The sequence below is a fragment of the Streptomyces pinistramenti genome (genome assembly GCF_020564935.1).
Taxonomy (GTDB): Bacteria; Actinomycetota; Actinomycetes; order Streptomycetales; family Streptomycetaceae; genus Streptomyces; species Streptomyces pinistramenti.
Window position 1 is genome coordinate 26229 of record NZ_JAJCXB010000017.1, and the last position, 22689, is coordinate 48917.

The following is a 22689-nucleotide window of genomic DNA, read 5'->3' on the forward strand; positions in this document are numbered from 1 at the left end:
TGCTCACACCAACGTGCGATAAGTTGAGTCTATTCCACTCAAGGTTGTTTCGGGGCCGGGATCCCCGCTTTCCGGCCGCGCGGGCCCACACCTGCGAGTGAACCGGGCCGGATCCACCTCCGCCACCGGCGGACGCCGCCGAAGCTGGCCTTCCAGCACAAGGAGGTGCAGCACGACGGCTATGGCACACGAGCCCATGCCTACGCAGACGGACATCCTCCTCGAAGGGTTTCTCGCCCTGGACACGCCAACCGGCTTCAGGGCCGAGCTCATCGAGGGGGAGATCGTTGTGACACCGCCGCCGGACGGCGACCACGAGGACTACTTGAGCACCGTCTTCGAACAGGTGGTGCTGCGGTCCGCGACGCCCATGCAACTCTCGGGGCACAAAGGGCTCATCCTCTCCAGCGCAGGATCCCAGCCCGCGGATCACGTGATTCCCGACGCCACCATCGCCCCCCGCGCGCTGCGCCTCTTCCGGGGAGCACCCCCCTGGATGCCCAGCGACGGCGTCGCGATGGTCGTCGAGGTGACGTCGAGCAAGCCGGCCAAGGACCGCGTCGCCAAACGCCACGGCTACGCCCGCGCCGGCCTCCCGCTCCACCTCCTCGTGGACCGTGACAAGTCCGCGACCACCCTGTTCAGCGAACCGGAGGAAGGCGACCACCTGACCAGCCGTACCGCGCTCTTCGGCAAGCTCCTCCCCCTCCCCGCCCCCTTCTCCTTCGACCTGGAGACCGGCGACTTCCTGTGAGCCCGCCGACGGCCTCCCCGCGGCCCGCGGCCCCCATTACCCTTCCCCCATGGCCCACGACCTCGCCGCCCTCAGTCCCGAGTACCTCGCCTTCTGGGGCGAGTACTTCATGCCGACGCTGACCACCCTGCGTCCGGACGGCACCCCGCACGTCGTCCCGGTCGGCGTCACCTACGACGCGGGCGAGCGGATCGCGCGGATCATCACCCGTAAGGACAGCACCAAGGTCAAGAACGTCCGGGCCGCGGGTACGGACGGCGCGAGCGTCGCGGTGTGCCAGGTCGACCGGGGCCGCTGGGCGACGCTGGAGGGCATCGCGCGGGTGCGGACGGACGCCGACGCGGTGGCGGACGCCGTCCACCGGTACGCCGAGCGCTACGGCCGGACGCCGGGCCCCAACCCCGACCGGGTCATGATCGAGATCGCGGTGACCAAGGCGCTCGGCCGCGCCTGAGCCAGGGGCCCGGGGCGGGAGTATCGTCGCCCCCACCGTCGCGACGCCCCGGAGGCACGATGAACGCGGTCCGTGTCACGGCGATTGCCTGCCTGATGCCGTTGTCCGAGCTGGACGAGGAACCCTTCCTGGTCGACGACCGCGGCCAGCACGAGATGTGCGGCCGGTGGGCGGCGGCCCGTGACTTCCACCTGACCTGCCGGCTCAGCCTGCACCGGCTGCGCGCCGGCCACGCGGTGCTGTGGCGCGACGTGGAGCAGGGGCTCGTCGACGTGTTCGTGACGCCGCACCGCAGGGCGCTGGAGCACGCCGTCGACGACGCCGACGCCTTCACCGAGCGGTGCGCGGCGGCCGGCGTGCGGCTGGCGACCGCCGACCTCGACGAGCCGGTCTACACCCCGGCGATGAAGTCGCGCGTGCATCGCAGGCTGTCGATGCCGACGGCGGGCTACAACGGCTGCTGAGCAGACCCCGACGGGCCGCGGGCAAGCGAAAGGGCCGGGTCGCCCCGGCCCTTCCCACTCGCGGACGGATGCGGCTACTCGCCGCGCTTGGGGCGCCACACCACCAGCGCGCTGGTCTGCTGCACGTCTTGGTACGGCACCAGGTCGCGGCGGTAGGAGGCGTGCACCGCCGCCTCGCGCTGCTGCATCGCGCTGGCCGCGCCCTCCAGGGCGCCCTGGAGTTCGGCGACCCGCTGCTGGAGCGCGGCGACCTGGTTCTCCAGCTCGATGATGCGCTTGATGCCGGCGAGGTTGATGCCCTCGTCCTGGGACAACTGCTGCACCGTGCGGAGCAGTTCGATGTCCCGGGCGGAATAGCGGCGGCCCCGCCCGGCCGTGCGGTCGGGCGAGACCAGGCCCAGCCGGTCGTACTGCCGCAGGGTCTGCGGATGCAGGCCGGAGAGCTGAGCCGCGACGGAGATGACGTACACCGGCGAATCTTCGGTCAGTTCATACGGGTTCCGACGATGCCCGCCCCGGCTGTCCATCTCAAGCTCCCTTCGCGGCCTGGAACAGCTCTGCCCGCGGATCCTCTCCCGCGGTCGCCTCGCGATAGGTCTCCAGCGACTCCTTCGCCTTGTCGCCGAGTTCCTGGGGAACGACCACCTCTATGGTGACCAGGAGGTCACCGCGGGTGCCGTCCTTGCGGGCCGCGCCCTTGCCCCGGGCCCGCATGGTGCGTCCGTTGGGAGTGCCGGGCGCGATCTTCAGCGTCACCGGCGGGCCGCCCAGCGTCGGCACCCGCACCTCGCCGCCGAGTGCGGCCTCCGGGAAGGTCACCGGCACCGTGACGGTGAGGTTGTCGCCCTTGCGGCCGAAGACGGGGTGACTGTCGACGTGGACCACGACGTACAGGTCGCCCGCCGGGCCGCCCTGTTCACCGGGAGTGCCCTTGCCGCGCAGCCGGATGCGCTGCCCGTCGGACACCCCGGCCGGGATGCGGACCTGCATCGTGCGCGCGCTCGTCGCCCGGCCGCTGCCCTTGCAGACCTCGCACGGGTCCTGGGCGATCAGGCCCCGGCCCTTGCAGTCGGCGCACGGATCGGTGAGCGAGAAGCCGCCGCCCGCGCCCCGGCTGACCTGCCCGGTGCCGACGCAGGTCGGGCAGACCCGCGGCGTACCGTTTTTGTCGCCGGTACCCGAGCACGCCTTGCACGGCGCCTGGCTGGACATCCGCAGCGGGACCGTGGCCCCGTCCACCGCCTCGGTGAAGCTGAGCGTCACCTCGGACTCGACGTCCTGGCCGCGGCGCGGCTGGGTACGCGTCCCGGCGCCGCCGCGGTTGAAGAGGCCGCCGAAGACGTCCCCGAGCCCGCCGCCGAAGCCGCCGGCGCCGCCGCCCTGCCCTTGTCCCTGGCCCTGCGAGCCGCCGAAGAGGTCGCCCAGGTCGAAGTTGAAGCTGCCGCCGCCCGCGCCGGGGCCCGGCCGGTAGCCGCCGTTGCCGAACAGCGCCCGCGCCTCGTCGTACTCCTTGCGGCGCTTGGGGTCGCCGAGGATGTCGTTCGCCTCGGAGATCTCCTTGAAGCGCTCCTCGGCCCTGGCGTCACCGGTGTTCGCGTCCGGATGGTTCTCCCGGGCGAGCTTGCGGTACGCCTTCTTGATCTCGGCGTCGGTGGCGTCCTTCGGGACGCCGAGGACCTTGTAGTAGTCCTTCTCGACGAAGTCCTTGGTGCTCATCCCCGACGTCCCTCCTTCCGCGTCTTCTTCTCTTGCGTCCGCACGTCAGCCCTCGTCCGGGCCACCGTTTTCCTCGTCCGAAGGCTTGGCGTCCTCTTCGGAGGCGGACTTGGTGCCCTGGGCGCCCGGCTGCGGCTCGGCGACGGCGACCCGCGCGGGGCGGATCGTTCGTTCACCGATGCGATACCCGGGCTGCAGGATCGCCACGCACGTCGTCTCCGTGACGTCCGGCGCGTACGAATGCATCAGGGCTTCGTGGATCGTCGGGTCGAAGGGCTCGCCCTCCTTGCCGAACTGCTGGAGGCCCAGCTTGGCGACCACGGTCTCCAGCGATTCGGCCACCGACTTGAAGCCGCCGACCAGTTCGCCGTGCTCGCGGGCGCGGCCCACGTCGTCGAGGACGGGAAGGAGCTCGGACAGGAGGTTCGCCGCGGCGATCTCCTTGACCGTGACCCGGTCCCGCTCGACCCGGCGGCGGTAGTTCTGGTACTCCGCCTGGAGCCGCTGGAGGTCCGCGGTGCGCTCGTTGAGCGCCGTACGCACCTGGTCCAGCTGCGCCGTGAGCGCGATGTCGGATGTGTCGGGCTTGTCGTCCCCGGCCGGGGCCGAGCCCGCCTTGTCGGCGGACTCGGCACGCTGCGCCGCGTCGTCAGGGTTTCCTGCGGACTCGGTGCCGGAGGGGACGTCGGGCTTCTCTTCGAAGCCCGGGGTCTCCTCCGTCACGCGGCACCATCCTTCTTCGGCTTCTCGTCGTCGACGATCTCGGCGTCCACGACATCGTCCTCGGCCTTGGCCTGCTCGGCACCCGCGGCGCCCGCAGCACCCTCGGCACCGCCCGCGGCCTGGGCGTCGGCGTACATGGCCTGGCCCAGCTTCTGCGAGACGGCGGCGACCTTCTCGGTGGCGGTGCGGATCTCGGCGGTGTCCTCGCCCTTGAGCTTTTCCTTCAGCTCGCCGACGGCGGCCTCGACCTCGGTCTTGACCTCGGCGGGGACCTTCTCCTCGTTGTCCTTGAGGAACTTCTCCGTCTGGTAGACGAGCTGCTCGCCCTGGTTACGGGACTCCGCGGCCTCGCGGCGCTTGGTGTCCTCGTCCGCGTACTGCTCCGCCTCCTGGCGCATGCGGTCGACCTCGTCCTTCGGCAGCGAGGAGCCGCCGGTGACGGTCATCTTCTGCTCCTTGCCCGTGCCCAGGTCCTTCGCGGTCACGTGCATGATGCCGTTGGCGTCGATGTCGAAGGAGACCTCGATCTGCGGGACGCCACGCGGGGCCGGCGGCAGACCGGTCAGCTCGAACATCCCGAGCTTCTTGTTGTACGCCGCGATCTCGCGCTCGCCCTGGTAGACCTGGATCTGCACGGAGGGCTGGTTGTCCTCGGCGGTGGTGAAGATCTCGGACCGCTTGGTCGGGATCGTCGTGTTCCGCTCGATGAGCTTGGTCATGATGCCGCCCTTGGTCTCGATACCAAGCGACAGCGGGGTGACGTCCAGCAGGAGGACGTCCTTGACCTCACCCTTGAGGACACCGGCCTGGAGGGTGGCGCCGATGGCGACGACCTCGTCCGGGTTGACGCCCTTGTTGGCGTCCTTGCCGCCGGTCAGCTCCTTGACCAGCTCGGCGACGGCCGGCATGCGGGTCGAGCCGCCGACCAGGACCACGTGGTCGATCTCGGACAGGTTGATACCCGCGTCCTTGATGACGTTGTGGAACGGGGTCTTGCAGCGGTCGAGCAGGTCCGAGGTGAGCTGCTGGAACTGCGAGCGCGTGAGCTTCTCGTCCAGGTGCAGCGGGCCCTCGGCGGAGGCGGTGATGTAGGGAAGGTTGATCGTCGTCTCGGTGGAGGACGACAGCTCGATCTTCGCCTTCTCGGCGGCCTCGCGCAGGCGCTGGAGCGCCATCTTGTCCTTGGCCAGGTCGACGCCGTGGCCGTTCTGGAACTGCTTGACCAGGTAGTCGACGACGCGCTGGTCCCAGTCGTCACCACCGAGGTGGTTGTCACCGTTGGTGGCCTTCACCTCGACGACGCCGTCGCCGATCTCCAGCAGCGAGACGTCGAAGGTGCCGCCACCGAGGTCGAAGACCAGAATCGTCTGGTCTTCCTTCTCCAGGCCGTAGGCCAGCGCCGCCGCGGTGGGCTCGTTGACGATGCGCAGGACGTTCAGACCCGCGATCTCACCGGCCTCCTTGGTGGCCTGGCGCTCGGAGTCGTTGAAGTAGGCCGGGACGGTGACTACCGCGTCCACGACCTTCTCGCCCAGGTACGCCTCGGCGTCACGCTTGAGCTTCTGCAGGATGAAGGCGCTCATCTGCTGCGGGTTGAAGCTCTTGCCGTCGATGTCGATGTTCCAGTCGGTGCCCATGTGGCGCTTGACCGACCGGATGGTCCTGTCGACGTTGGTGACCGCCTGGCGCTTCGCGACCTCGCCGACCAGCACCTCGCCGTTCTTGGCGAAGGCGACAACGGACGGCGTGGTCCTGGCGCCCTCGGCGTTGGTGATGACGGTGGGCTCACCGCCTTCGAGAACACTGACGACGGAGTTCGTCGTGCCCAGGTCGATGCCGACCGCACGTGCCATTTCGATTCCTCCAGCTGACTTGAGTGGAACAGGCTCAAGAGTGCAACACGGGATCCGAACCTGTCAACAGACCTGAGTCGGACCCGCTCAACTTTTATGTCGCGCTTATCGTCACCAGGGCTTTCCATCATGGCGTCCCGGTCGAATGCCGGCCGAATCCCGGTCGACCGGGAACGCCGGGACGACCGCGCAGGGTTGCCTGGGCGACGCAGATCACCGGCCGGGCGGCTTCATGGGCTCGCGGATACTGGGTAACCTCAGCGCAGACCTGAAAAGTTACCGCTTAGTAGTCCCGCTCAGATTTCCGCTCTCGCAGGTTCGAGGAGCCCCCAAATGCAACTCGCCGCGATCCTCGTGTCGCTGGTCCTCATCGCGGTCGGCGTCGCGCTGTTCGGCCGTGCCCTCGTGCAGATCTACCGGTTCGTACGGCTCGGCCAGCCCGTACCGGCCGGCACCCGCACCGACGAACCCGTGCAACGCACCGTCACCGTGGCCAAGGAATTCCTCGGCCACACCCGCATGAACCGCTGGGGCGTCGTCGGTGTGGCGCACTGGTTCGTGGCGGTGGGCTTCTTCTCGCTGCTGCTGACGATCGTCAACGCCATCGGCCAGCTCTTCACGTCCGACTGGCTGCTGCCGGTCATCGGCGAATGGGCGCCCTACAACGTCTTCGTCGAGTTCATCGGCACGATGACGGTCCTCGGCATCCTGGCCCTGATCGTCATCCGGCAGCTCAGCAAGCCCGGCAAGGCCGGCCGCAAGTCCCGCTTCGCGGGCTCCAATTTCGGCCAGGCGTACTTCGTCGAGGCCGTCATCCTCATCGTCGGCGTCTGCATCTTCATGCTGCACGCGCTCGAAGGCGCCCAGCACCACGTGGACAGCTACGAGGCGTCGTTCTTCCTCTCGTACCCGGTGGTCGCGTGGCTGCGGGGCATGGACGTCGCCACGCTGCAGAACCTCACCTACTTCTTCGCCGGCCTCAAGATCGCGACGTCCTTCATCTGGATGATCACGGTCGCGCTCAAGACCGACATGGGCGTGGCCTGGCACCGTTTCCTCGCCTTCCCCAACATCTGGTTCAAGCGCGAGGCGGACGGCGACGTCGCGCTCGGCGAGCTGAAGCCGATGACCAGCGCGGGCAAGCCGATCGACTTCGAGGACCCGGGCGAGGACGACCAGTTCGGCGTCTCGCAGATCGAGCACTTCTCCTGGAAGGGCATCCTCGACTTCTCCACCTGCACCGAGTGCGGCCGCTGCCAGTCCCAGTGCCCCGCCTGGAACACCGGCAAGCCGCTCTCCCCGAAGCTGCTGATCATGGCGCTGCGCGACCACTCGCACGCCAAGGCGCCCTACCTCCTGGCGGGCGGCGGCAAGGACGAAGAGGGCAACGAGAAGGCCACCGCCGAACAGCTCGCCGACGTGCCGGCCGCGGCGCTGGCCGAGGCCGAGCGCCCGCTGATCGGCACGCTCGAAGAGGGCGGCGTCATCGACCCGGACGTCCTGTGGTCCTGCACCACCTGCGGCGCCTGCGTCGAGCAGTGCCCGGTCGACATCGAGCACATCGACCACATCGTCGACATGCGCCGCTACCAGGTCATGATCGAGTCCTCGTTCCCGTCCGAGGCGGGCACGATGCTCAAGAACCTGGAGAAGAAGGGCAATCCCTGGGGCCTGGCCAAGAAGCAGCGTCTGGCCTGGACGAAGGAGGTCGACTTCGAGGTCCCGGTCGTCGGCAAGGACGTCGAGGACCTGACCGAGGTCGAGTACCTCTACTGGGTCGGCTGCGCCGGTGCCCTGGAGGACCGCGCCAAGAAGACCACCAAGGCGTTCGCCGAGCTGCTGCACATCGCCGGCGTCAAGTTCGCGATCATGGGCGGCGACGAGAAGTGCACCGGTGACTCGCCGCGCCGCCTGGGCAACGAGTTCCTCTTCCAGCAGCTCGGCGCCGAGAACGTCGCGACGCTGAACGCGGCATTCGGCGAGTCCCTCAACGAGGAGGGCGAGGTGGACGAGTCGACGAAGAAGCCCAGGTCGGCCAAGAAGATCGTCGCGACCTGCCCGCACTGCTTCAACACCATCGCCAACGAATACCCGCAGCTGGGCGGCGAATTCGAGGTCATCCACCACACCCAGCTGCTCCAGCACCTCATCGACGAGGGCAAGCTGGTGCCGGTCACCCCCGTAGAGGGCCTGATCACGTACCACGACCCCTGCTACCTCGGCCGCCACAACAAGGTCTACACACCGCCGCGCGAGATCATCGCCAAGGTGCCCGGCCTGCGGAACGAGGAGATGCACCGCCACAAGGAGCGCGGCTTCTGCTGCGGCGCGGGCGGCGCCCGGATGTGGATGGAAGAGCGCATCGGCAAGCGGATCAACAACGAGCGGGTCGACGAGGCGCTGTCCCTCAACCCGGACATCGTCTCCACCGCCTGCCCCTTCTGCCTCGTCATGCTCACCGACTCCGTCAACGGCAAGAAGAACGACGGCAAGGCGAAGGAATCCATCCAGGTCGTCGACGTCGCCCAGCTCCTGCTGGACTCCGTCAGGACCCCCGCCGACCCGGACGGCGAGCCCGCTGCCGAGGACGCACCGGAGCCCGAACCTGTGAAGTGACACCACGGAGCACCTCCGGCACCCGTCAGGCCACGGCCGGTCCCGCCCAGCGCGGGACCGGCCGTGGCCGTTGCGCATCCGGCCCCCGGTCGCCAACTGCCGCCCTCCCCAAGGGAATTGCCTGCCCGACGGCGCCCGGCTCCGCGACCATGCCGCCATGGACCGCCCCGCCGCCCCGCTCCCCCTGATACGCCCCGCCACCACGGCCGACGCACCGCAGATCGCGCACGTCCACCGTGAATCGCGCCGCGCCACCATGCCCTACCTCCCGCCCCAGCGCCGCGACCACGCCGCCGTCACCCGCTGGGCCCGCGAGACGCTGTTCACCACCTGCACCACCTGGGTGGCCACCCGCGGCCCGGACCTCATCGGCTACGCCGCCGTCCGCGATGACCTGCTGGAACACCTCTACGTCCGCCCCGACGCGCTCCGCACCGGCACCGGCGGCCTGCTCCTCGACGCGGCCCGCACACACCGCCCCGACGGCCTCACCCTGCACGTCTTCGCGCGCAACACCGCCGCCCGCGCCTTCTACGCGCGCCACGGCTTCACCGTCGTCGCCACCGGGGACGGCAGCAGCACCATGGAGGGCCTGCCCGAGCTGACCCTGGGGTGGACCCCGTAGGGGCCTGGCCGGTTTCCGCAGGTCGCGCTGTCCGGTTCCCCCTAGGGGATGTCACAGCTCGGCAGCAAAGCCCCTCCGGCGGACCCACGCCGTCACCGGGGGCCGCGCGAAGCAGGTACGTTCGATGAGTGGCTGGATTCAGGATGGGTCGCGGACGGGATCCCCGCTCCGCGCAGGACGGGCAGCAGCAGGGGCAGCAGGCACCGCACGGACAGCAAGGACCGTACGGGCAGCAGCCCCCGCCTCCGCATGGCCAGTGGCAGCAGCAGCCGCCGCAGCCGCAGTACGGCGGCCCGCCGCAGGGGCAGCCGGGCGGCCACGGCGAACCGGAGTACTTCGGCGACGGCGGCTACCAGCCGGCGCAGTCGTACGCGCCGTACACCGCCGACAACAACCCGGGCCACACCCAGCAGTTCAGCATGGGCGAGGCCCCGGACGCCTACGCCGAGCCGTACGGCGCCGCGCCCGGCCAGGGCCCCGACGACGGCTACGCCGACGGCGGCGTCTACCGCGCAGGCCAGACCACCGCACCGGCCGGCCCCCGGCTGCACTGGAAGCAGCTGCTGCCCGGCATCGTGCTGCGCCCCACCGCCACGTTCTGGCAGATGCGCGACCACCAGGTCTGGGCCCCCGCGCTGATCGTCACGTTCCTCTACGGCCTGCTCGCGGTCTTCGGCTTCGACAAGGCCCGCGAGGACGTGCTCAACTCCACCTTCGGCCAGAGCATCCCCTGGGTGCTGATCACCGCCGTGATGTTCATCATCGGCAGCCTGATCCTCGGCGCGGTCACCCACACCCTCGCCCGCCAGCTCGGCGGCGACGGCGCCTGGGCCCCGACCGTCGGCCTGTCCATGCTGATCATGACGATCTCGGACGCGCCCCGGCTGCTGTTCGCGATGTTCCTCGGCGGCGACAGCCCGCTCGTCACGGTCCTGGGCTGGCTGACCTGGCTCGCCTCCGGTTACCTCCTCACCTCGATGGTGAGCAAGTCGCACGACCTGCCGTGGCCCAAGGCGCTGGGCGCCAGCGCCATCCAGCTGATCGCCCTGCTCGCCCTGGTGAAGCTCGGCACGCTGTAACCGCCACCCCACACGTACGGCCCAGGGCCCCGCTCCCCTTCCCGGAGCGGGGCCCTGGGCCTTCTCGTACGCGCCTACGCCTCCCCGAACCGCTGCGCCGCCGACCCGTCGCAGCGCTGGAGCCGCAGCGGGTCCTTCGCGGCGCCGAGCGCCAGGCACAGCGAGGGTGCGCCGGCCGGCCGGTACGACCCTCCGGCGCCCGCCGTGAACTGCTGGTTCGCCGCCCCCGAGCAGTTCCACAGCACCAGCGCGGCCCCCGGCTCGTACCGCCCTCCGGGCACGTCGAGGCAGCGGTCGTGGGTCAGCCCGACGTGCAGCGAGCGCTGCTGGGGGTCGTGCCACCAGTCCTGATTGCGCTGCCCGTTGCAGTCCCAGCCGCCGACGGCCGTGCCGTTGCCGCTGGCGCCGCCGGTCGCGTCCAGGCAGCTGCCGGTGCCGGCGTTCCGCAGCGGCCGGAAGGCGTCGTCCCAGGCCCCCGGGTACAGCTTGGGCTTCCCGGTGCTCGCCGGGTCGGCGCAGGACGCCTCGCGCAGCCCCGCGTCGTAGAGCTGGGTCAGGCAGGACGCGAAGGCGGCGTGGCCGCGGGCGTTGGGGTGGAAGGACTGCCGCACCGAATTGGCGTCCGGCGGGAAGGGGTTGGCGACGTTCACGTACAGGCCGCGCGCCCAGGTGTCCTCCATGCACACCTCGTGCCCGTGGAACAGCCGCGAGGTGTCGAGGTATGTCGCGCCTGCGCTCACCGCGGCCTTGCGCACTCCGCGCTCGAACCCCGGGACCGCGGTGTTCCGCCCCCAGGCCGCGTCGGAGGTGTAACCGGTGCAACCGCCAGGCAACTTGCCCGGATAGTGCGGATTGTCCTTCACGTCGGGCCCGATCGGACTCGGATACGACATGACCACCAGCCGGTAGTCGCCGTCGCCGTACCCCGCGTCGCGCATCACCGTCCGCAGGTCGCCGACCGTCCGCTCGACCTTGGGCACAAGACCGTCGACCCGCGCCTGCCAGCCCGGCTGGTACTTCGGCTCGCAGGTGCCCTGGAGCAGGAACCAGCGCGTGACGCAGTCCGTCATCACCGGTCCGAACTGCAGGTCGTCGTTGGCGCCCACCATCAGCACGATCATCTTCAGCCGGGTGTTGCGCGCCGCGACCGCCAGACTGTCGCTCTGCACCAGCTCATCGGGGTACTGCTTGGCGCCCCCGATCACGATGTTGCCGCTGTACGCGCCGGAGCAGGCGGCGTTGTACGTGACGTCCGCCGCGATGCCGGTCCGGTGGATCGCCGCGTCGGGCGACCGGTGACACCAGTTGTCGGGCCCGTCGGTGCCCGGCTCGTAGGTGCCCACCCCCTCGCCGGAGATCTCGCTGTCACCGAGCGAGATCAGCGAGGTCTTGCGCTCATCGAGCGGCCGCACGGCCGGGTCGCCGTACAGGCCGGTGGCCTGCCGCGCGCGGACCGCCTCCACCGCCGGTGCCAGGGGCGCGGCACCTCCGGGATTCACCGCCGTCGCAGCCGGCGCCGCAGTCGCCGCCGCGGAGGCCGCACCCGCCCCGCCGACCCCGCCGAACACCACGGTCAGCGCCGCCACAACGGCCGCCAGCCGCCGCCCCGTACGCCGCCTGGGCCTCACCGATCTCGCACGCGCCATGGGGTCTCCCCTCCGGTCTGCTGTTACCGCCGGTTTCTACTCGGAGGTAGACACCGGCGGAACACCCGGAGCGGTATTGGCCGAAAGGCGCGGGCGGGGCGCGGGGGGACGGGGCGGGCGCCGGAAAGCCCCGCCCTTCCCCTCCCAACTCCCGTCAGGCGTCGAGCACTTGGTTGTCCCTGCGGACGACCGGCGGCTCCACACTCCACGGAAAGTTGATCCACTCATCCGTGCGCTTCCACACGTACTCGCACTTCACCAGCGAGTGCGACTTCTCATAGATCACCGCGCTGCGGACCTCGGCCACGGTCCCCTGGCAGAAGTCGTGCACCAGCTTCAGCGTCTTGCCGGTGTCCGCCACGTCGTCGGCGATCAGTACCTTCTTCTGCGAGAAGTCGATCGCGTTCGGCACCGGCGCCAGCATCACCGGCATCTCCAGCGTCGTCCCGACACCCGTGTAGAACTCCACATTCACCAGGTGGATGTTCTTGCAGTCCAGCGCGTACGCCAGCCCGCCCGCGACGAACACGCCGCCGCGCGCGATCGACAGCACGACGTCGGGCTCGTACCCGTCATCGGCGATCGTCTGCGCCAGCTCGCGGATCGCCCCGCCGAACCGCTCGTACGTCAGGTTCTCCCGTACGTCACTCACGTATCTCTCTCAGACCTTCTGTCTCTTACGCCCTGTGCGCGCCGCGCCCCGGGGCCGCTGCCCCGCCACCCACACGCCATACGCCCACGCCCGACGGCACGCTCACACCGGCCGGGCGTGCCTTCACACCTGAGTACGGTGGAAATTCTTGAAGGACCGCGACGGCGTCGGCCCGCGCTGGCCCTGGTAGCGGGAGCCGTAATGGGCCGACCCGTAGGGGTGTTCGGCGGGCGAGGTCAGCCGGAACATGCACAGCTGCCCGATCTTCATGCCCGGCCACAGCTTGATCGGCAGCGTCGCGACATTGCTCAGCTCAAGCGTCACGTGCCCGCTGAACCCGGGGTCGATGAACCCGGCGGTCGAATGCGTCAGCAGCCCCAGCCGCCCCAGCGAGCTCTTCCCTTCGAGCCGGGAGGCCAGATCGTCCGGCAGCGTGATGACCTCGTACGTCGAGGCCAGCACGAACTCACCGGGATGCAGGATGAACGCCTCGTCCCCCTCCGGCACGACCTCACGCGTCAGGTCGGCCTGCTCCACGGCGGGGTCGATGTGGGGATAGCGGTGGTTCTCGAACACCCGGAAGTAGCGGTCGAGACGCACGTCAATGCTGGACGGCTGCACCATCGACTCGTCGTAGGGGTCGATGCGCACCCGACCGGCGTCGATCTCGGCCCGGATGTCCTTGTCTGAGAGAAGCACGGGGACGAGGATACGCGCCCGCCCCCACCACGACGCACGGCACGGCCCCGCCGCCACACACAGCGAGGGCCCGGCCCCACCGGGACCGGGCCCTCGCCCGCCACTCCTGCTTCCGCTGCCTACCGGCCGCATGCCGCCACCGGCGACCGCCGGCCGCACACGGCCTGTGGAACTACCGCTTCGCGTACTCCACCGGTACCGCGTTACGCAGCCGAGCACAGCGCGGGCACCGCAACAGCCGCCCCGGACCGAGCCGGTCGGTGGTCTGCATCGGGAACGAAGCGGTGCTGAACACGTGGCCCTCGGCACAACGTACGACGGTGCGCTCCATCAAGTCCTCTCCCAACTGCGTGGACAACGAAAGCCACATTAGGGGATGAACCGGGCGCCCTTTCACGCGGCACTCCGCCGCCCCACCGTACGCCCCAACTCCCGCGCCCCGCAGCCACATCCCACCCCCGAGGCCACCCCCTCACCCCCCGCACCACACCCGCCTCTGCACGGGCCGGACACACCGCGATCGAGTCATGGGGTAGAGTGTGGGAAGCTGCATCGCCCTCAATTCGGGCGGTCCTACGCGGGTGTAGTTTAATGGTAGAACATGAGCTTCCCAAGCTCAGAGCGCGGGTTCGATTCCCGTCACCCGCTCCATATGTGAAGCCCCAGGTCGGTGGCCTGGGGCTTGTTTGTTGTCTGGACCGATTTTGGGTCGCGTGCCACAACGGAACGACTACCGGGCCGAGTTAGCCCTCGAGACCCCTCCCCAGGTGAGTTGATTACCCGTCACCTCGAATCGCGAGATGAATTCCCTGTGAGCTGCGACATATTGCGCTAGGCGGGCAGCGCCGACGCGCTTGCGAATCCCACCTGGCGTCGCGATGGCCTGGACAGGTACGGCGAGGGCAGGGCCACCCTCTCGTCGCCCCTGTTCTCAGGACACTTCAGCTGTCGGTAAGCCCGACTGTCAGAAGCTGCGGAATATCCGAGTGTTCGTGGTGCCAGGGCCGCGAGTTGGACGTTCCTGAGTTCGACGGCTCGGTGGGCGAATTCGGCTTAGGTGCAGTCATGCCGAGTAGGAGCAGGGCGTCGCGGTCTGGCGTGCCCGGTGCGGCGGTGTAGACGCCGATGCGCTGGCCGGGCGTGCCTTCCAAGTGCATGAACTGGGGCGTAAGGGCATGTGGGCCACGGCCTGGACGACGTGGCGGTGACCGCTGCCGCGCTGGCGCAGCCGCGGAGGATCTTGTAGTGCTTCATACGGGCGAAGGTGTGCTCGGCGCGGGTTCACACCTGCGGTGTACGGCGTTGTCAACCTCTTGGGCAGCAAGCGACGTCCGGGGCGTTTGCAGTGCGGGACGACGAGGCCGGTATTGATATAGGCCTCGTCCTCGAGAATAGTGACGCCTTCGCTGTATTAGGTAAGGCCGGAGTTCCGCCAGACCTGGACATCGGCCCGCTTTCCCGGGCCGGCCGGGCGGCGGCAACGACCAGGAGTGCATCGAAGCCGATGATGACCTGCACGTTCGCCGAGAACCGGTGGTTTCGTGAGGGGACGCCCACCTTGCGGTCACGGATCGGGATCAAAGTGCCGTCCACGATCCACAAGCAGTCCGGCGTAGTGGAGGGACGGGAAGCAGGCTCGAGGGCGAGGAGAGGACGCAGCCGCTGGATCACCCGGCACACCATTGCCGGCGAGATCCCGAACAGCGGCGCCAGATGCCGAAGGGTGAGGTTCGTACGGTAATACACGGCCGCTAGCAACACCCGTTTCGCCAGCGGCAGGCACCAGCCGGCCATCACCGGGCCGACCGACGACAACGCGACCGCACACCCATCCTCTGTCCACTATGCGCCCACACCGTCAACGTCCGCCCCGCCTGCGTCGCCAGTACACTTCCCTCCACGTCAGCCGCTTCGAACGCCAGGGTTCGTGGTGCTCTCTATCACCCCTAAGCCCATAGCAGTTGACACCGGCGGCGCCCCCTTTGACGACTACCGCATCCACCGAGTCCAAGGCGGCCAACTTCTCGCACGTCTCACCGGCTACCCCTCGCCCCCTCACCACGTAGCGACATTCCTGCGTCTTCAAGGCGGAGTAAGTCGTGGCTGAGAGGGTCTCACGTGGTGGTTCGCTGGTGCGGCATGATGCTGCATCGTGAGGGTTGATCTGTCGCGTCGGCTTGTTCCGGACGGCCTATGGGAGTTGACGGCTCCGTTGTTGCCGAGGTTCGCATCCCGTCCGCAGGGCGGAGGTACTGCTCCGGTGGATGAGCGGGCGGTGTTCACGGCTGTGGTGTACGTGCTGGCGAGCAGGTGTGCGTGGCGGTATCTGCCGGAGTCGTTCGGTATCTCGCCGGCCACCGCGCACCGCCGGTTCACTGCGTGGGGCGAGGCGGGGCTGTGGCGGCGGCTGCACCGGGCAGTGCTGGATGAGCTCGGTGTCAGAGGTGAGCTGGACTGGACGTCCGCGATTGTCGATGCCGCGTCGGTGCGGGCGAGGGGGGCACTCTGACCGGCCCGAACCCGGTTGGTCGCGGCAAGAAGGGCAGCAAACTACAGGTATTGTCCGAGGCCCAGGGCCTGCCGCTGGCCGTCGCAGTGTCCGGTGCGAACCTGCACGACAGCCAGGCGTTCAAGCCTGGTCCTCGGCATCCCCGCCATCCGCTCCCCGTGCGGACCGCGACGGCTGCGGGTTATGTGTCGGTACCATGCGGTGTAGTCGCGGATCTGATAGTGGTCAAGTCCGGTCTCGTTCTTCGCGGTCTGGAAACATTCCTCGACCATCCCGCGATTTGCGCGAGTTCTTCTAGTAGTGCTTGGTCGGGTTGGTGCGGGGTCGGGGATGTTGTGGTGGCAGGTGGGGCAGGCGCCGGTCCAGGCTGCGAGAAGTAACTGCGGTTCTCGGGTGACTCGGTGGAGGCTCAGGCCGGCGCCGTCTCTTTTGGGGACCGGGTCAGCCGTTGCAGGGTGCAGAAGGCGTGGGCGGCCGAGACGAGGGTGACGTGGTGGTGCCAGCCTGGCCAGGTGCGGCCTTCGAAGTGGGCCAGGCCCAGGGCCTGTTTCATCTCGCGGTAGTCGTGCTCGATGCGCCAGCGGAGTTTCGCGGTGCGCACGAGGACAGGCAGCGGGGTGGTCTCGGGCAGGTTGGAGAGCCAGAACTGCACGGGCTCGTCCTGGTCGGCGGGCCATTCGGCCAGCAGCCAGCGCACCGGAAGCCCGGCTCCGTCCGCGGCTTTGCGGACCTCGCGTCCAGCGGGCCGGATCCGCAGGGCCACGAAGCGGGAATACATCCGCTTGTGGCCGCTGCGGCCGGAGCCGGGCCGTGAGCCCTCGCGCCACTGCACCGACCGCGCAGAGGACTTGCCGGACGCGATGACCAGGCTCTTCACCCTCTGCGCCGGCTCCGGGTAGGCCGGCACCGGTTGTCGTCCCCGGCCGCTGCGGGGCGGGGTGCACGGCCGTGCCCGCTCGGGCTGGGCGGTGATCGTGGTCGAGATGCCCACCACGTAGTCGAGACCGCGCTCTTCCAGTCCGAGCCGGAAGGCAGCGGTGTCCCCGTAGCCGCCGTCGGCGATGACCTGGGGCACGTCGAGGCCCCAGGACCGCGTCTCGTCGATCATGTCCAGGGCCAGCTGCCACTTCTCGACATGGCCCACCTCGGCAGGGATCGCACACTGCTTGCGTCGGGCAACCTTGGCCGGATCGGCCTTCGGCGAGGCGGGATCCCAGCTGCCAGGCAGGAACAGCCGCCAGTTCACCGCCGCCGAGGCACCGTCGGACGCCAGGTGCAGCGAGACCCCGGCCTGGCAGTTGGTGACCTTGCCCGCGGTGCCGGTGTACTGCCGGGTCACACACGCCGACGCATCCCCGTCCTTGAGGAACCCGATGTCGTCAATGACCAGCGCCGTTGGCCTGATCACCGGCTGCATCCGCCAGGCCAGACGGGCCCGCACATGCGCCGCGTCCCACGGACTGGAGGTGATGAAGTGGGCCAGGGCCTACCGGTTGCCGTCCTCGCCCAGCCGTGCCGCCATCGGCTCCACCGACTTGCGACGCCCCTCCTGCAACAGCCCCCGCAGATAGACCCCGCCCCACCGACGCTGATCCACCCGCGCGAACGCCTCGAACATCTCCGCCGCGAAGTCCTCCAGATCACACCGGACCGCAGCCAACTCCCCACCCAGCACACCCGAACAACGACACAACCCATCAAGAAGACACGCCACCAGCCCATGAACCTGACCAAGCCCTACTAGTGGAGTCCCGGCCGGGCAGAAGCGGTCGATCAGCGCCCGACCCTTCCCTGATCCATACGCCAGGAAGACGCCCACCTGAGAATTCTCGATCCGCCCGGCCGTTCCTGAATACTGCCGGGCCACGCCCGTCGACCGGACCCCCTTTTTTTAAGGAATCCCGTCTCATCGAGAATAAGGATTCCCCGCTCGGGATCCCCGAGGTGCTCCACCACTGCGTCGCGGACGTCATCACGCATAGCGTCCACGTCCCATAGGCAGTGGTTCAGCAGACGCTGCATGCCCTGAGGGCCGTCGTCCCCGGCAGCCTCCGCCAGGGTCCAGCCGTTCTTCCGCTCCGTCTCACTGAGCAGTCCCCGCAGGTAGGACACCATCCATCGCCGAGGCTCCACCCGGCCGAACTGGCCCGCGAACCTCGCCACGAAGTCATCGAACGCACCTGACCAGCCGTCAGTTATCTCTTCACCCACGCAACAATCAACGACGTGACAGCCAAAACGCCACGAAGTGTCGTTGCAGTACTAACTAAGATGTTCATTTGGCGAAGCGGCGGCTCCCACTCAGCCAGGAGACGGACCAGTCGACCTCTATACGCACGACGCGATGGCCGATGCCTCGCCCACGGAGCCACCGACGCAGGTGGTCGTGGTCGTAGACCTTGGAGATCCCCGGCCCTCGCAGACTAGGCCCTCGGTGGTTAGCCCGCCCCGGGACCTGCCGAGCGCCTCACCAGACGCCGCGCGTGCTGGATCTTCCAGTTCATCCCCCGCACAGTCCCCCCTCTTTGCGAAGCCCTGGCAGCCTGCTGTGTGCGCGGATGACGGCGGAGCTGAACGACACAGTCCACCCCAGCGCAACGACGCTGTCGTCCCGCACCTGGATCCGCTCCAGCAGCCGGGCCTAGGTCCCATCCTCCTCCCAACAGACGAACCACTCATGGACCGTCTGCCACGGCCCATACCGTTCGGGCAGATCGCACCACGGCGCACCCGCCCTCAGGCGCCACGGCACCCTTTTGATCGCCTGCCGGTGATCTCGCCACGGACGACCCCAGGCTTGGAAGCACCGGATGGCCGAATACACGTGCGCGGCATGAGTAACGGAGCATTCAAAGAGTCGATGAGGGCATCTGGTGAGCCTTCGGCGTCACCTGACGATCCTTCGCTTCACTCATTCGGGCTAAGCAGGTGTCGCGAGCTGGCCCTTGGCGGCTGCTTAGTAGAAGCTCTGAGGTAATGAATAAGGACACTCTCCCTCTAGTCCCGCGCGCTCGAGTGGTTCTGATAACTCCAGAACTTGCACAGGAGATCTTGCGCCGGAATGATCGAAACCGAACTCCGGACAGCGGAGTCGTGAATATGATCACGCAACAGATCTCGAACGGAGATTTTCAGCTCACGCATCAAGGTATCGCGCTGGATGGAACCATCGAGGATGGAAAACTCTTGGATGGCCAGCATCGCCTCCTAGCGATTATCCGCGCCGAGGTTCCGGTCGAGATGTTCGTGTTTGAAGATGTGCCACCCGAGACATTCACTGTTCTGGACACAGGAAAGCGGAGAAGCGGCGGGGACGTCCTCACCCTGGCAGGTGAGAAGGACACGATGCTCCTGGCCGCCACGATCCGCCACGTACACTTGCTGCGTACGATGCCTTCTGGGGCATGGGCTGGCTCTAAGTCCCGTATCACCAACAATGAGCTCATGGAAATCTTCCGTGAGAACCCTGACGGATTTCGTGATGCCGTGCGAACCGGAAGGAATCTTGGAAATTGCACTACTATGATTCCGACCGCCGGAGCTACGGCTTACTTTCTAACACGAGAGGCGGCACCAGAGACTCCAACTGGAGAATGGCTGGATGGCCTATATTCTGGCGCAAATCTCGGCCCCGTCGACCCCAGGCTCGCATTCATCAAGGCCATGCAGCAAATGCGAGGACAGAGGTCGCAACGCAGAACAAACACAAGAGCCCATGTGGGCATCTACATCAAGGCTTGGAACGCATGGGTCGCAAACAAACCGGTGAAGACGCTGCGCCTTCAGAAGGGTGAACCGGTGCCTAAACCTGTTCGTATCAGGTTCTCCGAGTAGTTACTTAGTTTGAACTCGTGATGTCGTAGGGGCTGATGGCTCGTGGCTCCTGCGATATCACCACGGACATGCGGTATCCACAAGGAGGCAGGCTGACCGCCGAACGGCTGCAGTTCCGCGAGGAGTTACGGCTCCAGGCAGCCGAGCGGTTCGCCCGGGGCGAGGCGAGCTGGCTGACCGCGAGGGAACTACGCGTCAGTGTCCGGTCGGTGCAGCGATGGCAGCAGGCGTGGGACGAGGGCGGTCCGCGGGCTCTGCGATCGCAGGGGCCGGTATCACTGCCGAGGCTGAGCGAGAAGCAGTTCGCGCAGCTGGCGGCGGAGCTGGCCAAGGGACCGGCCGCGCACGGTTGGGAGGCTCAATGGTGGACGCTGTCTCGGGTCAAGACCGGTTCGCCCAGGTCTGCGAGGACCTCGGTGTGGACAGGTCACGCGGTGCGGTGGGCACCAGCGCGGACAACGCCGCCGCGGAATCGCTGCACGCATCCCTGAAACGGGAGACGCTGCGGGGGAAGAAGCGGTGGACCGGGGCGCGCGAGGCCCGGCTCGCGGTCTTCCGCTGGGCAACCCGCTACAACACCCGAAGAAGGCACTCCCGACTCGGCCAGATCAGCCCGATCGCCTTCGAGCAACGATCACTTACGCCAGCCACTGCCGCATGACAATCGGTGTCCACGATCAAGGGCCAAGGCCCTGAGGCCTGGCTCGTCTTCGAAGATGAGGCCGGCTTCTCCATGACACCGCCGCACGCCAAGACCTGGTCGCAGCGGGGCCGGACGCCGGTCGTGAGGGTGCGCGGCCGCTCGCGCAGACGGATATCTATCGCCGCGCTGACCTGTTACAAACCCGGCCGCGGATCCCGGCTGATCTACCGGCCGCGCAGGGACGACGGACGACGCGACGAACGCAAAAGCTTCTCCTGGCGCGACTACCGAGACCTGCTGATCGCCGCACACCAACAACTCGGCGGCCCGATCGTACTCGTCTCGGACAACCTCAATGTCCACAAAGCTGCCGGGCTGCGGGAGTTCGCCGCATCCCGGGACTGGCTGACCGTCCACTACCTGCCGCCCTACGCGCCCGACCTCAACCCCCGTCGAAGGGATCTGGTCCCTGCTGCGGCGCGGGTGGCTATCCAATGTCGCCTTCACCACCCCCGAGCACCTCACCCAGCGCATCCGACGCGGCCTACGACACATCAAGTACCACGCCGACCTCATAAACGGCTGCCTCGCTGAGACCAGCCTGACCATAAACCCCTGAACACAGGCGATATAACGAGTTCAACCTCAGTAACAAGCGTGCGTACCTCTTTCGTGGCCACATGAGGGGACTGCCAGGGCCTTTCACCAGGGAAAGATCCCGGATTATTCGATATCATAGGTATATCCTCGCCTTTCCCTCATCGCCTACACCGATTCTTTATCATCGTGCCGCTGACGCGGGTTTACAATTCATCTCAATTAGTTAGTCCCCAGTAGCAGATGAAGGCGCAGGCAATGCCGGTGGAGGCCAGGAAATGGCTGGCTTAGCGTCGGTGCAGGTTCGTCGCAAAAGTCGCCGATGTCGTCGGCCTGTATCACCACCCGCCTGAGAAGGCCGTGGTGTTATGCGTCGACGAGAAGGCCCAGGTCCAAGCATCGGTGCCGGGTATCGCGGAACGCGCTGGTCAGGACGGCGTTGAGGCTTGCGGAGGGTGCGGCCCGTCCGCAGGGCCTTGGTGAGTTCGCGGCGGAGTTCGCCTCGCCCCTGGACGTAGAGGGCCTGGTAGATCGTCTCGTGCGACACGTGCATCTCCGGCTGGTCGGGGAAGTGCAGGCGCAGGCTCCGGCTGATCTGCTCGGGACTCCACTTCAGCCCCAGCCACGACTGGATGGTGTCACGCAGCAGCAGACACGCTGCGATCTTCCCGCTCTTGGGACGGGGCCGCCGGGTCCGTGCGCGGGCGTGCGCTACGTGCGGCCGGTACTGGCCGTTCACGGGGTGCTGGTTGCGGCGGATCTCCCGGCTGATGGTGGACGGGCTGCGGCCAAGCTCGGCCGCGATCGCACGGACGGTGGCTTTCTCCCGCAGCCGGTCGGCGATGTGTATCCGCTCGTCCTCGCCGAGATACCGGGAGTCGCCGCGGACCTCGATCAACCGCGTCTTCGCCGTTCTGACGGCACGGGCCGCGGCCTGGGCGGTGTCTTCAAATGATCTCGCGTGGTGGATCATGGTGGGGTGATACGTCGCCATGAACTGTCTGATGCTGAGTGGGAGTTCGTCCGGCCGTTGTTGCCGGTGTCGTTGCGGGGCAGGAAGCGGTTGGATGACCGCGTCGTGCTCAACGGGATCGTGTGGAAGTTCCGGACCGGTACGGCCTGGCGGGATGTTCCCGAGCGGTACGGTCCCTGGGCCACGCTGCACACCCGGTTTCGTCGGTGGGCGTTGGACGGCACGTTCGAGCGGATGCTGCGGGCGGCCCAGGCGAGGTCGGATGCTGCCGGGGACATCGACTGGCTCGTGTCGGTCAACTCCACCGTGGTCCGCGCCCACCAGCACGCCGCAGGGGCCCGAAAAGGGGGCTCCAAAGTCCCGGACTCGGACGGTCCCGAGGCGGCCTGACCAGCAAGATTCACCTGGCCTGCGATGCACGTGGCCGCCCGCTGGCGTTCACCGTCACCGGCGGCAATTCCAACGACTGCACCCAGTTCACTGCCGTGATGGAGGCGATACGAGTGCCCCGCACCGGCCCAGGACGGCCCCGAATCAGGCCGGCCCACGTCCTGGGCGACAAGGGCTACAGCTCCAAGGCCATCCGCACCTGGCTCCGACGCCGAGGCATCGCCCACACCATCCCCGAACGCGCCGATCAGATCCGCAACCGGATCCGGCGCGGCAGCCACGGCGGGCGCCCGCCGGCCTTCAACAAACAGCTCTACAAGCAGCGCAACGTGATCGAACGCTGCTTCAACCGCCTGAAGCAATGGCGCGGAATCGCCACCCGCTACGACAAGACCGCCGAGTCCTACCAAGCAGCCATCACCCTCGCATCGCTCCTGATGTGGGCGTGACATTTGAAGACAA

Annotated in this window: 15 protein-coding genes, 1 tRNA gene and 9 pseudogenes; 13 read left to right on the forward strand and 12 right to left on the reverse strand. The window is 68.0% G+C overall.

The window, feature by feature from the left end; translation table 11 throughout:
- Positions 1-181: 181 nt before the first annotated feature.
- Genes LIU39_RS14465 through LIU39_RS14475 form a run of 3 tightly spaced genes read left to right on the forward strand, consistent with a single transcriptional unit; the run spans position 182 to position 1672 of the window.
- Positions 182-754 carry a Uma2 family endonuclease gene (locus tag LIU39_RS14465; RefSeq protein WP_227047110.1) on the forward strand — a complete coding sequence of 191 codons (573 nt, stop codon included), beginning with the start codon at positions 182-184 and terminating at the stop codon, positions 752-754.
- A gap of 49 nt (positions 755-803) precedes the next feature.
- Positions 804-1208, forward strand: coding sequence for a TIGR03618 family F420-dependent PPOX class oxidoreductase (locus tag LIU39_RS14470; RefSeq protein WP_227047111.1), 405 nt, complete (start codon positions 804-806; stop codon positions 1206-1208).
- Positions 1209-1267: 59 nt separating this feature from the next.
- Complete coding sequence (locus LIU39_RS14475; RefSeq protein WP_227047112.1) at positions 1268-1672, forward strand: hypothetical protein; 405 nt, start codon at positions 1268-1270, stop codon at positions 1670-1672.
- A gap of 74 nt (positions 1673-1746) precedes the next feature.
- Here LIU39_RS14475 and LIU39_RS14480 read toward each other — a convergent pair whose 3' ends face one another.
- Genes LIU39_RS14480 through dnaK form a run of 4 tightly spaced genes read right to left on the reverse strand, consistent with a single transcriptional unit; the run spans position 1747 to position 5964 of the window.
- Complete coding sequence (locus LIU39_RS14480; protein ID WP_227047113.1) at positions 1747-2199, reverse strand: heat shock protein transcriptional repressor HspR; 453 nt, start codon at positions 2197-2199, stop codon at positions 1747-1749.
- Position 2200: 1 nt separating this feature from the next.
- Entirely contained in the window at positions 2201-3388 is a 1188-nt protein-coding gene (dnaJ, locus tag LIU39_RS14485) for a molecular chaperone DnaJ (RefSeq protein WP_227047114.1), read from the reverse strand.
- Between the two features lie 45 nt (positions 3389-3433).
- Positions 3434-4111: a nucleotide exchange factor GrpE gene (gene grpE, locus LIU39_RS14490; protein WP_227047115.1), complete on the reverse strand. Its 678-nt coding sequence runs from the start codon at positions 4109-4111 to the stop codon at positions 3434-3436.
- On the reverse strand, positions 4108-5964 hold the full coding sequence (gene dnaK, locus LIU39_RS14495; RefSeq protein WP_227047116.1) for a molecular chaperone DnaK: 1857 nt from the start codon (positions 5962-5964) through the stop codon (positions 4108-4110). Before dnaK ends, grpE begins: the two co-directional genes overlap by 4 nt.
- A gap of 333 nt (positions 5965-6297) precedes the next feature.
- Between dnaK and LIU39_RS14500 the strand changes: the two genes are divergently transcribed.
- From LIU39_RS14500 to LIU39_RS14510, 3 genes are all read left to right on the forward strand, one after another.
- On the forward strand, positions 6298-8580 hold the full coding sequence (locus LIU39_RS14500) for a (Fe-S)-binding protein (protein ID WP_227047117.1): 2283 nt from the start codon (positions 6298-6300) through the stop codon (positions 8578-8580).
- Positions 8581-8737: 157 nt separating this feature from the next.
- Positions 8738-9205 carry a GNAT family N-acetyltransferase gene (locus LIU39_RS14505; protein WP_227047118.1) on the forward strand — a complete coding sequence of 156 codons (468 nt, stop codon included), beginning with the start codon at positions 8738-8740 and terminating at the stop codon, positions 9203-9205.
- Positions 9206-9348: 143 nt separating this feature from the next.
- Complete coding sequence (locus LIU39_RS14510; protein WP_227047119.1) at positions 9349-10284, forward strand: Yip1 family protein; 936 nt, start codon at positions 9349-9351, stop codon at positions 10282-10284.
- A 74-nt stretch (positions 10285-10358) separates the two neighbouring features.
- Here the strand turns inward: LIU39_RS14510 and LIU39_RS14515 are convergent, their stop codons facing one another.
- From LIU39_RS14515 to dcd, 3 genes are all read right to left on the reverse strand, one after another.
- Entirely contained in the window at positions 10359-11930 is a 1572-nt protein-coding gene (locus tag LIU39_RS14515; protein ID WP_227047120.1) for a ricin-type beta-trefoil lectin domain protein, read from the reverse strand.
- A gap of 154 nt (positions 11931-12084) precedes the next feature.
- Positions 12085-12582 (reverse strand): phosphoribosyltransferase, encoded by a 498-nt coding sequence (locus LIU39_RS14520; RefSeq protein ID WP_227047121.1) that lies wholly within the window; start codon positions 12580-12582, stop codon positions 12085-12087.
- Positions 12583-12705: 123 nt separating this feature from the next.
- Positions 12706-13281 carry a dCTP deaminase gene (dcd, locus tag LIU39_RS14525; RefSeq protein WP_227047122.1) on the reverse strand — a complete coding sequence of 192 codons (576 nt, stop codon included), beginning with the start codon at positions 13279-13281 and terminating at the stop codon, positions 12706-12708.
- A gap of 577 nt (positions 13282-13858) precedes the next feature.
- Here dcd and LIU39_RS14530 point away from each other — a divergent pair.
- Positions 13859-13932, forward strand: a tRNA-Gly gene (locus tag LIU39_RS14530).
- Positions 13933-14455: 523 nt separating this feature from the next.
- On the opposite strand, the pseudogene LIU39_RS14540 reads toward LIU39_RS14530, so the two are convergent.
- Positions 14456-15066 (reverse strand): annotated as a pseudogene (locus tag LIU39_RS14540) (transposase); the annotation flags it as partial.
- A 367-nt stretch (positions 15067-15433) separates the two neighbouring features.
- Here LIU39_RS14540 and LIU39_RS14545 point away from each other — a divergent pair.
- Complete coding sequence (locus LIU39_RS14545) at positions 15434-15790, forward strand: transposase (protein WP_227047123.1); 357 nt, start codon at positions 15434-15436, stop codon at positions 15788-15790.
- Positions 15791-16199: 409 nt separating this feature from the next.
- Here LIU39_RS14545 and LIU39_RS14550 read toward each other — a convergent pair.
- The 3 pseudogenes from LIU39_RS14550 to LIU39_RS35565 all read right to left on the reverse strand — a co-directional run.
- Positions 16200-17465: pseudogene (locus LIU39_RS14550) on the reverse strand (IS701 family transposase).
- 90 nt (positions 17466-17555) lie between these two features.
- A pseudogene (locus tag LIU39_RS14555) lies at positions 17556-17905 on the reverse strand (transposase); the annotation flags it as partial.
- A 267-nt stretch (positions 17906-18172) separates the two neighbouring features.
- Positions 18173-18581, reverse strand: a pseudogene (locus LIU39_RS35565) (transposase); the annotation flags it as partial.
- A gap of 302 nt (positions 18582-18883) precedes the next feature.
- On the opposite strand from LIU39_RS35565, the gene LIU39_RS14565 reads away from it, so the two are divergent.
- The 4 genes and pseudogenes from LIU39_RS14565 to LIU39_RS14580 form a co-directional block, all read left to right on the forward strand.
- On the forward strand, positions 18884-19624 hold the full coding sequence (locus LIU39_RS14565; protein ID WP_227047124.1) for a hypothetical protein: 741 nt from the start codon (positions 18884-18886) through the stop codon (positions 19622-19624).
- Between the two features lie 68 nt (positions 19625-19692).
- A pseudogene (locus tag LIU39_RS14570) lies at positions 19693-19827 on the forward strand (IS630 family transposase); the annotation flags it as partial.
- Between the two features lie 56 nt (positions 19828-19883).
- A pseudogene (locus tag LIU39_RS14575) lies at positions 19884-20285 on the forward strand (integrase core domain-containing protein); the annotation flags it as partial.
- 33 nt (positions 20286-20318) lie between these two features.
- Positions 20319-20886: pseudogene (locus tag LIU39_RS14580) on the forward strand (IS630 family transposase); the annotation flags it as partial.
- A gap of 738 nt (positions 20887-21624) precedes the next feature.
- On the opposite strand, the pseudogene LIU39_RS35570 reads toward LIU39_RS14580, so the two are convergent.
- Positions 21625-21858, reverse strand: a pseudogene (locus LIU39_RS35570) (helix-turn-helix domain-containing protein); the annotation flags it as partial.
- Here LIU39_RS35570 and LIU39_RS14590 point away from each other — a divergent pair.
- A pseudogene (locus LIU39_RS14590) lies at positions 21847-22676 on the forward strand (IS5 family transposase). The pseudogenes LIU39_RS35570 and LIU39_RS14590 sit on opposite strands and share 12 nt — an antisense overlap.
- The last annotated feature ends 13 nt before the right edge of the window (positions 22677-22689 follow it).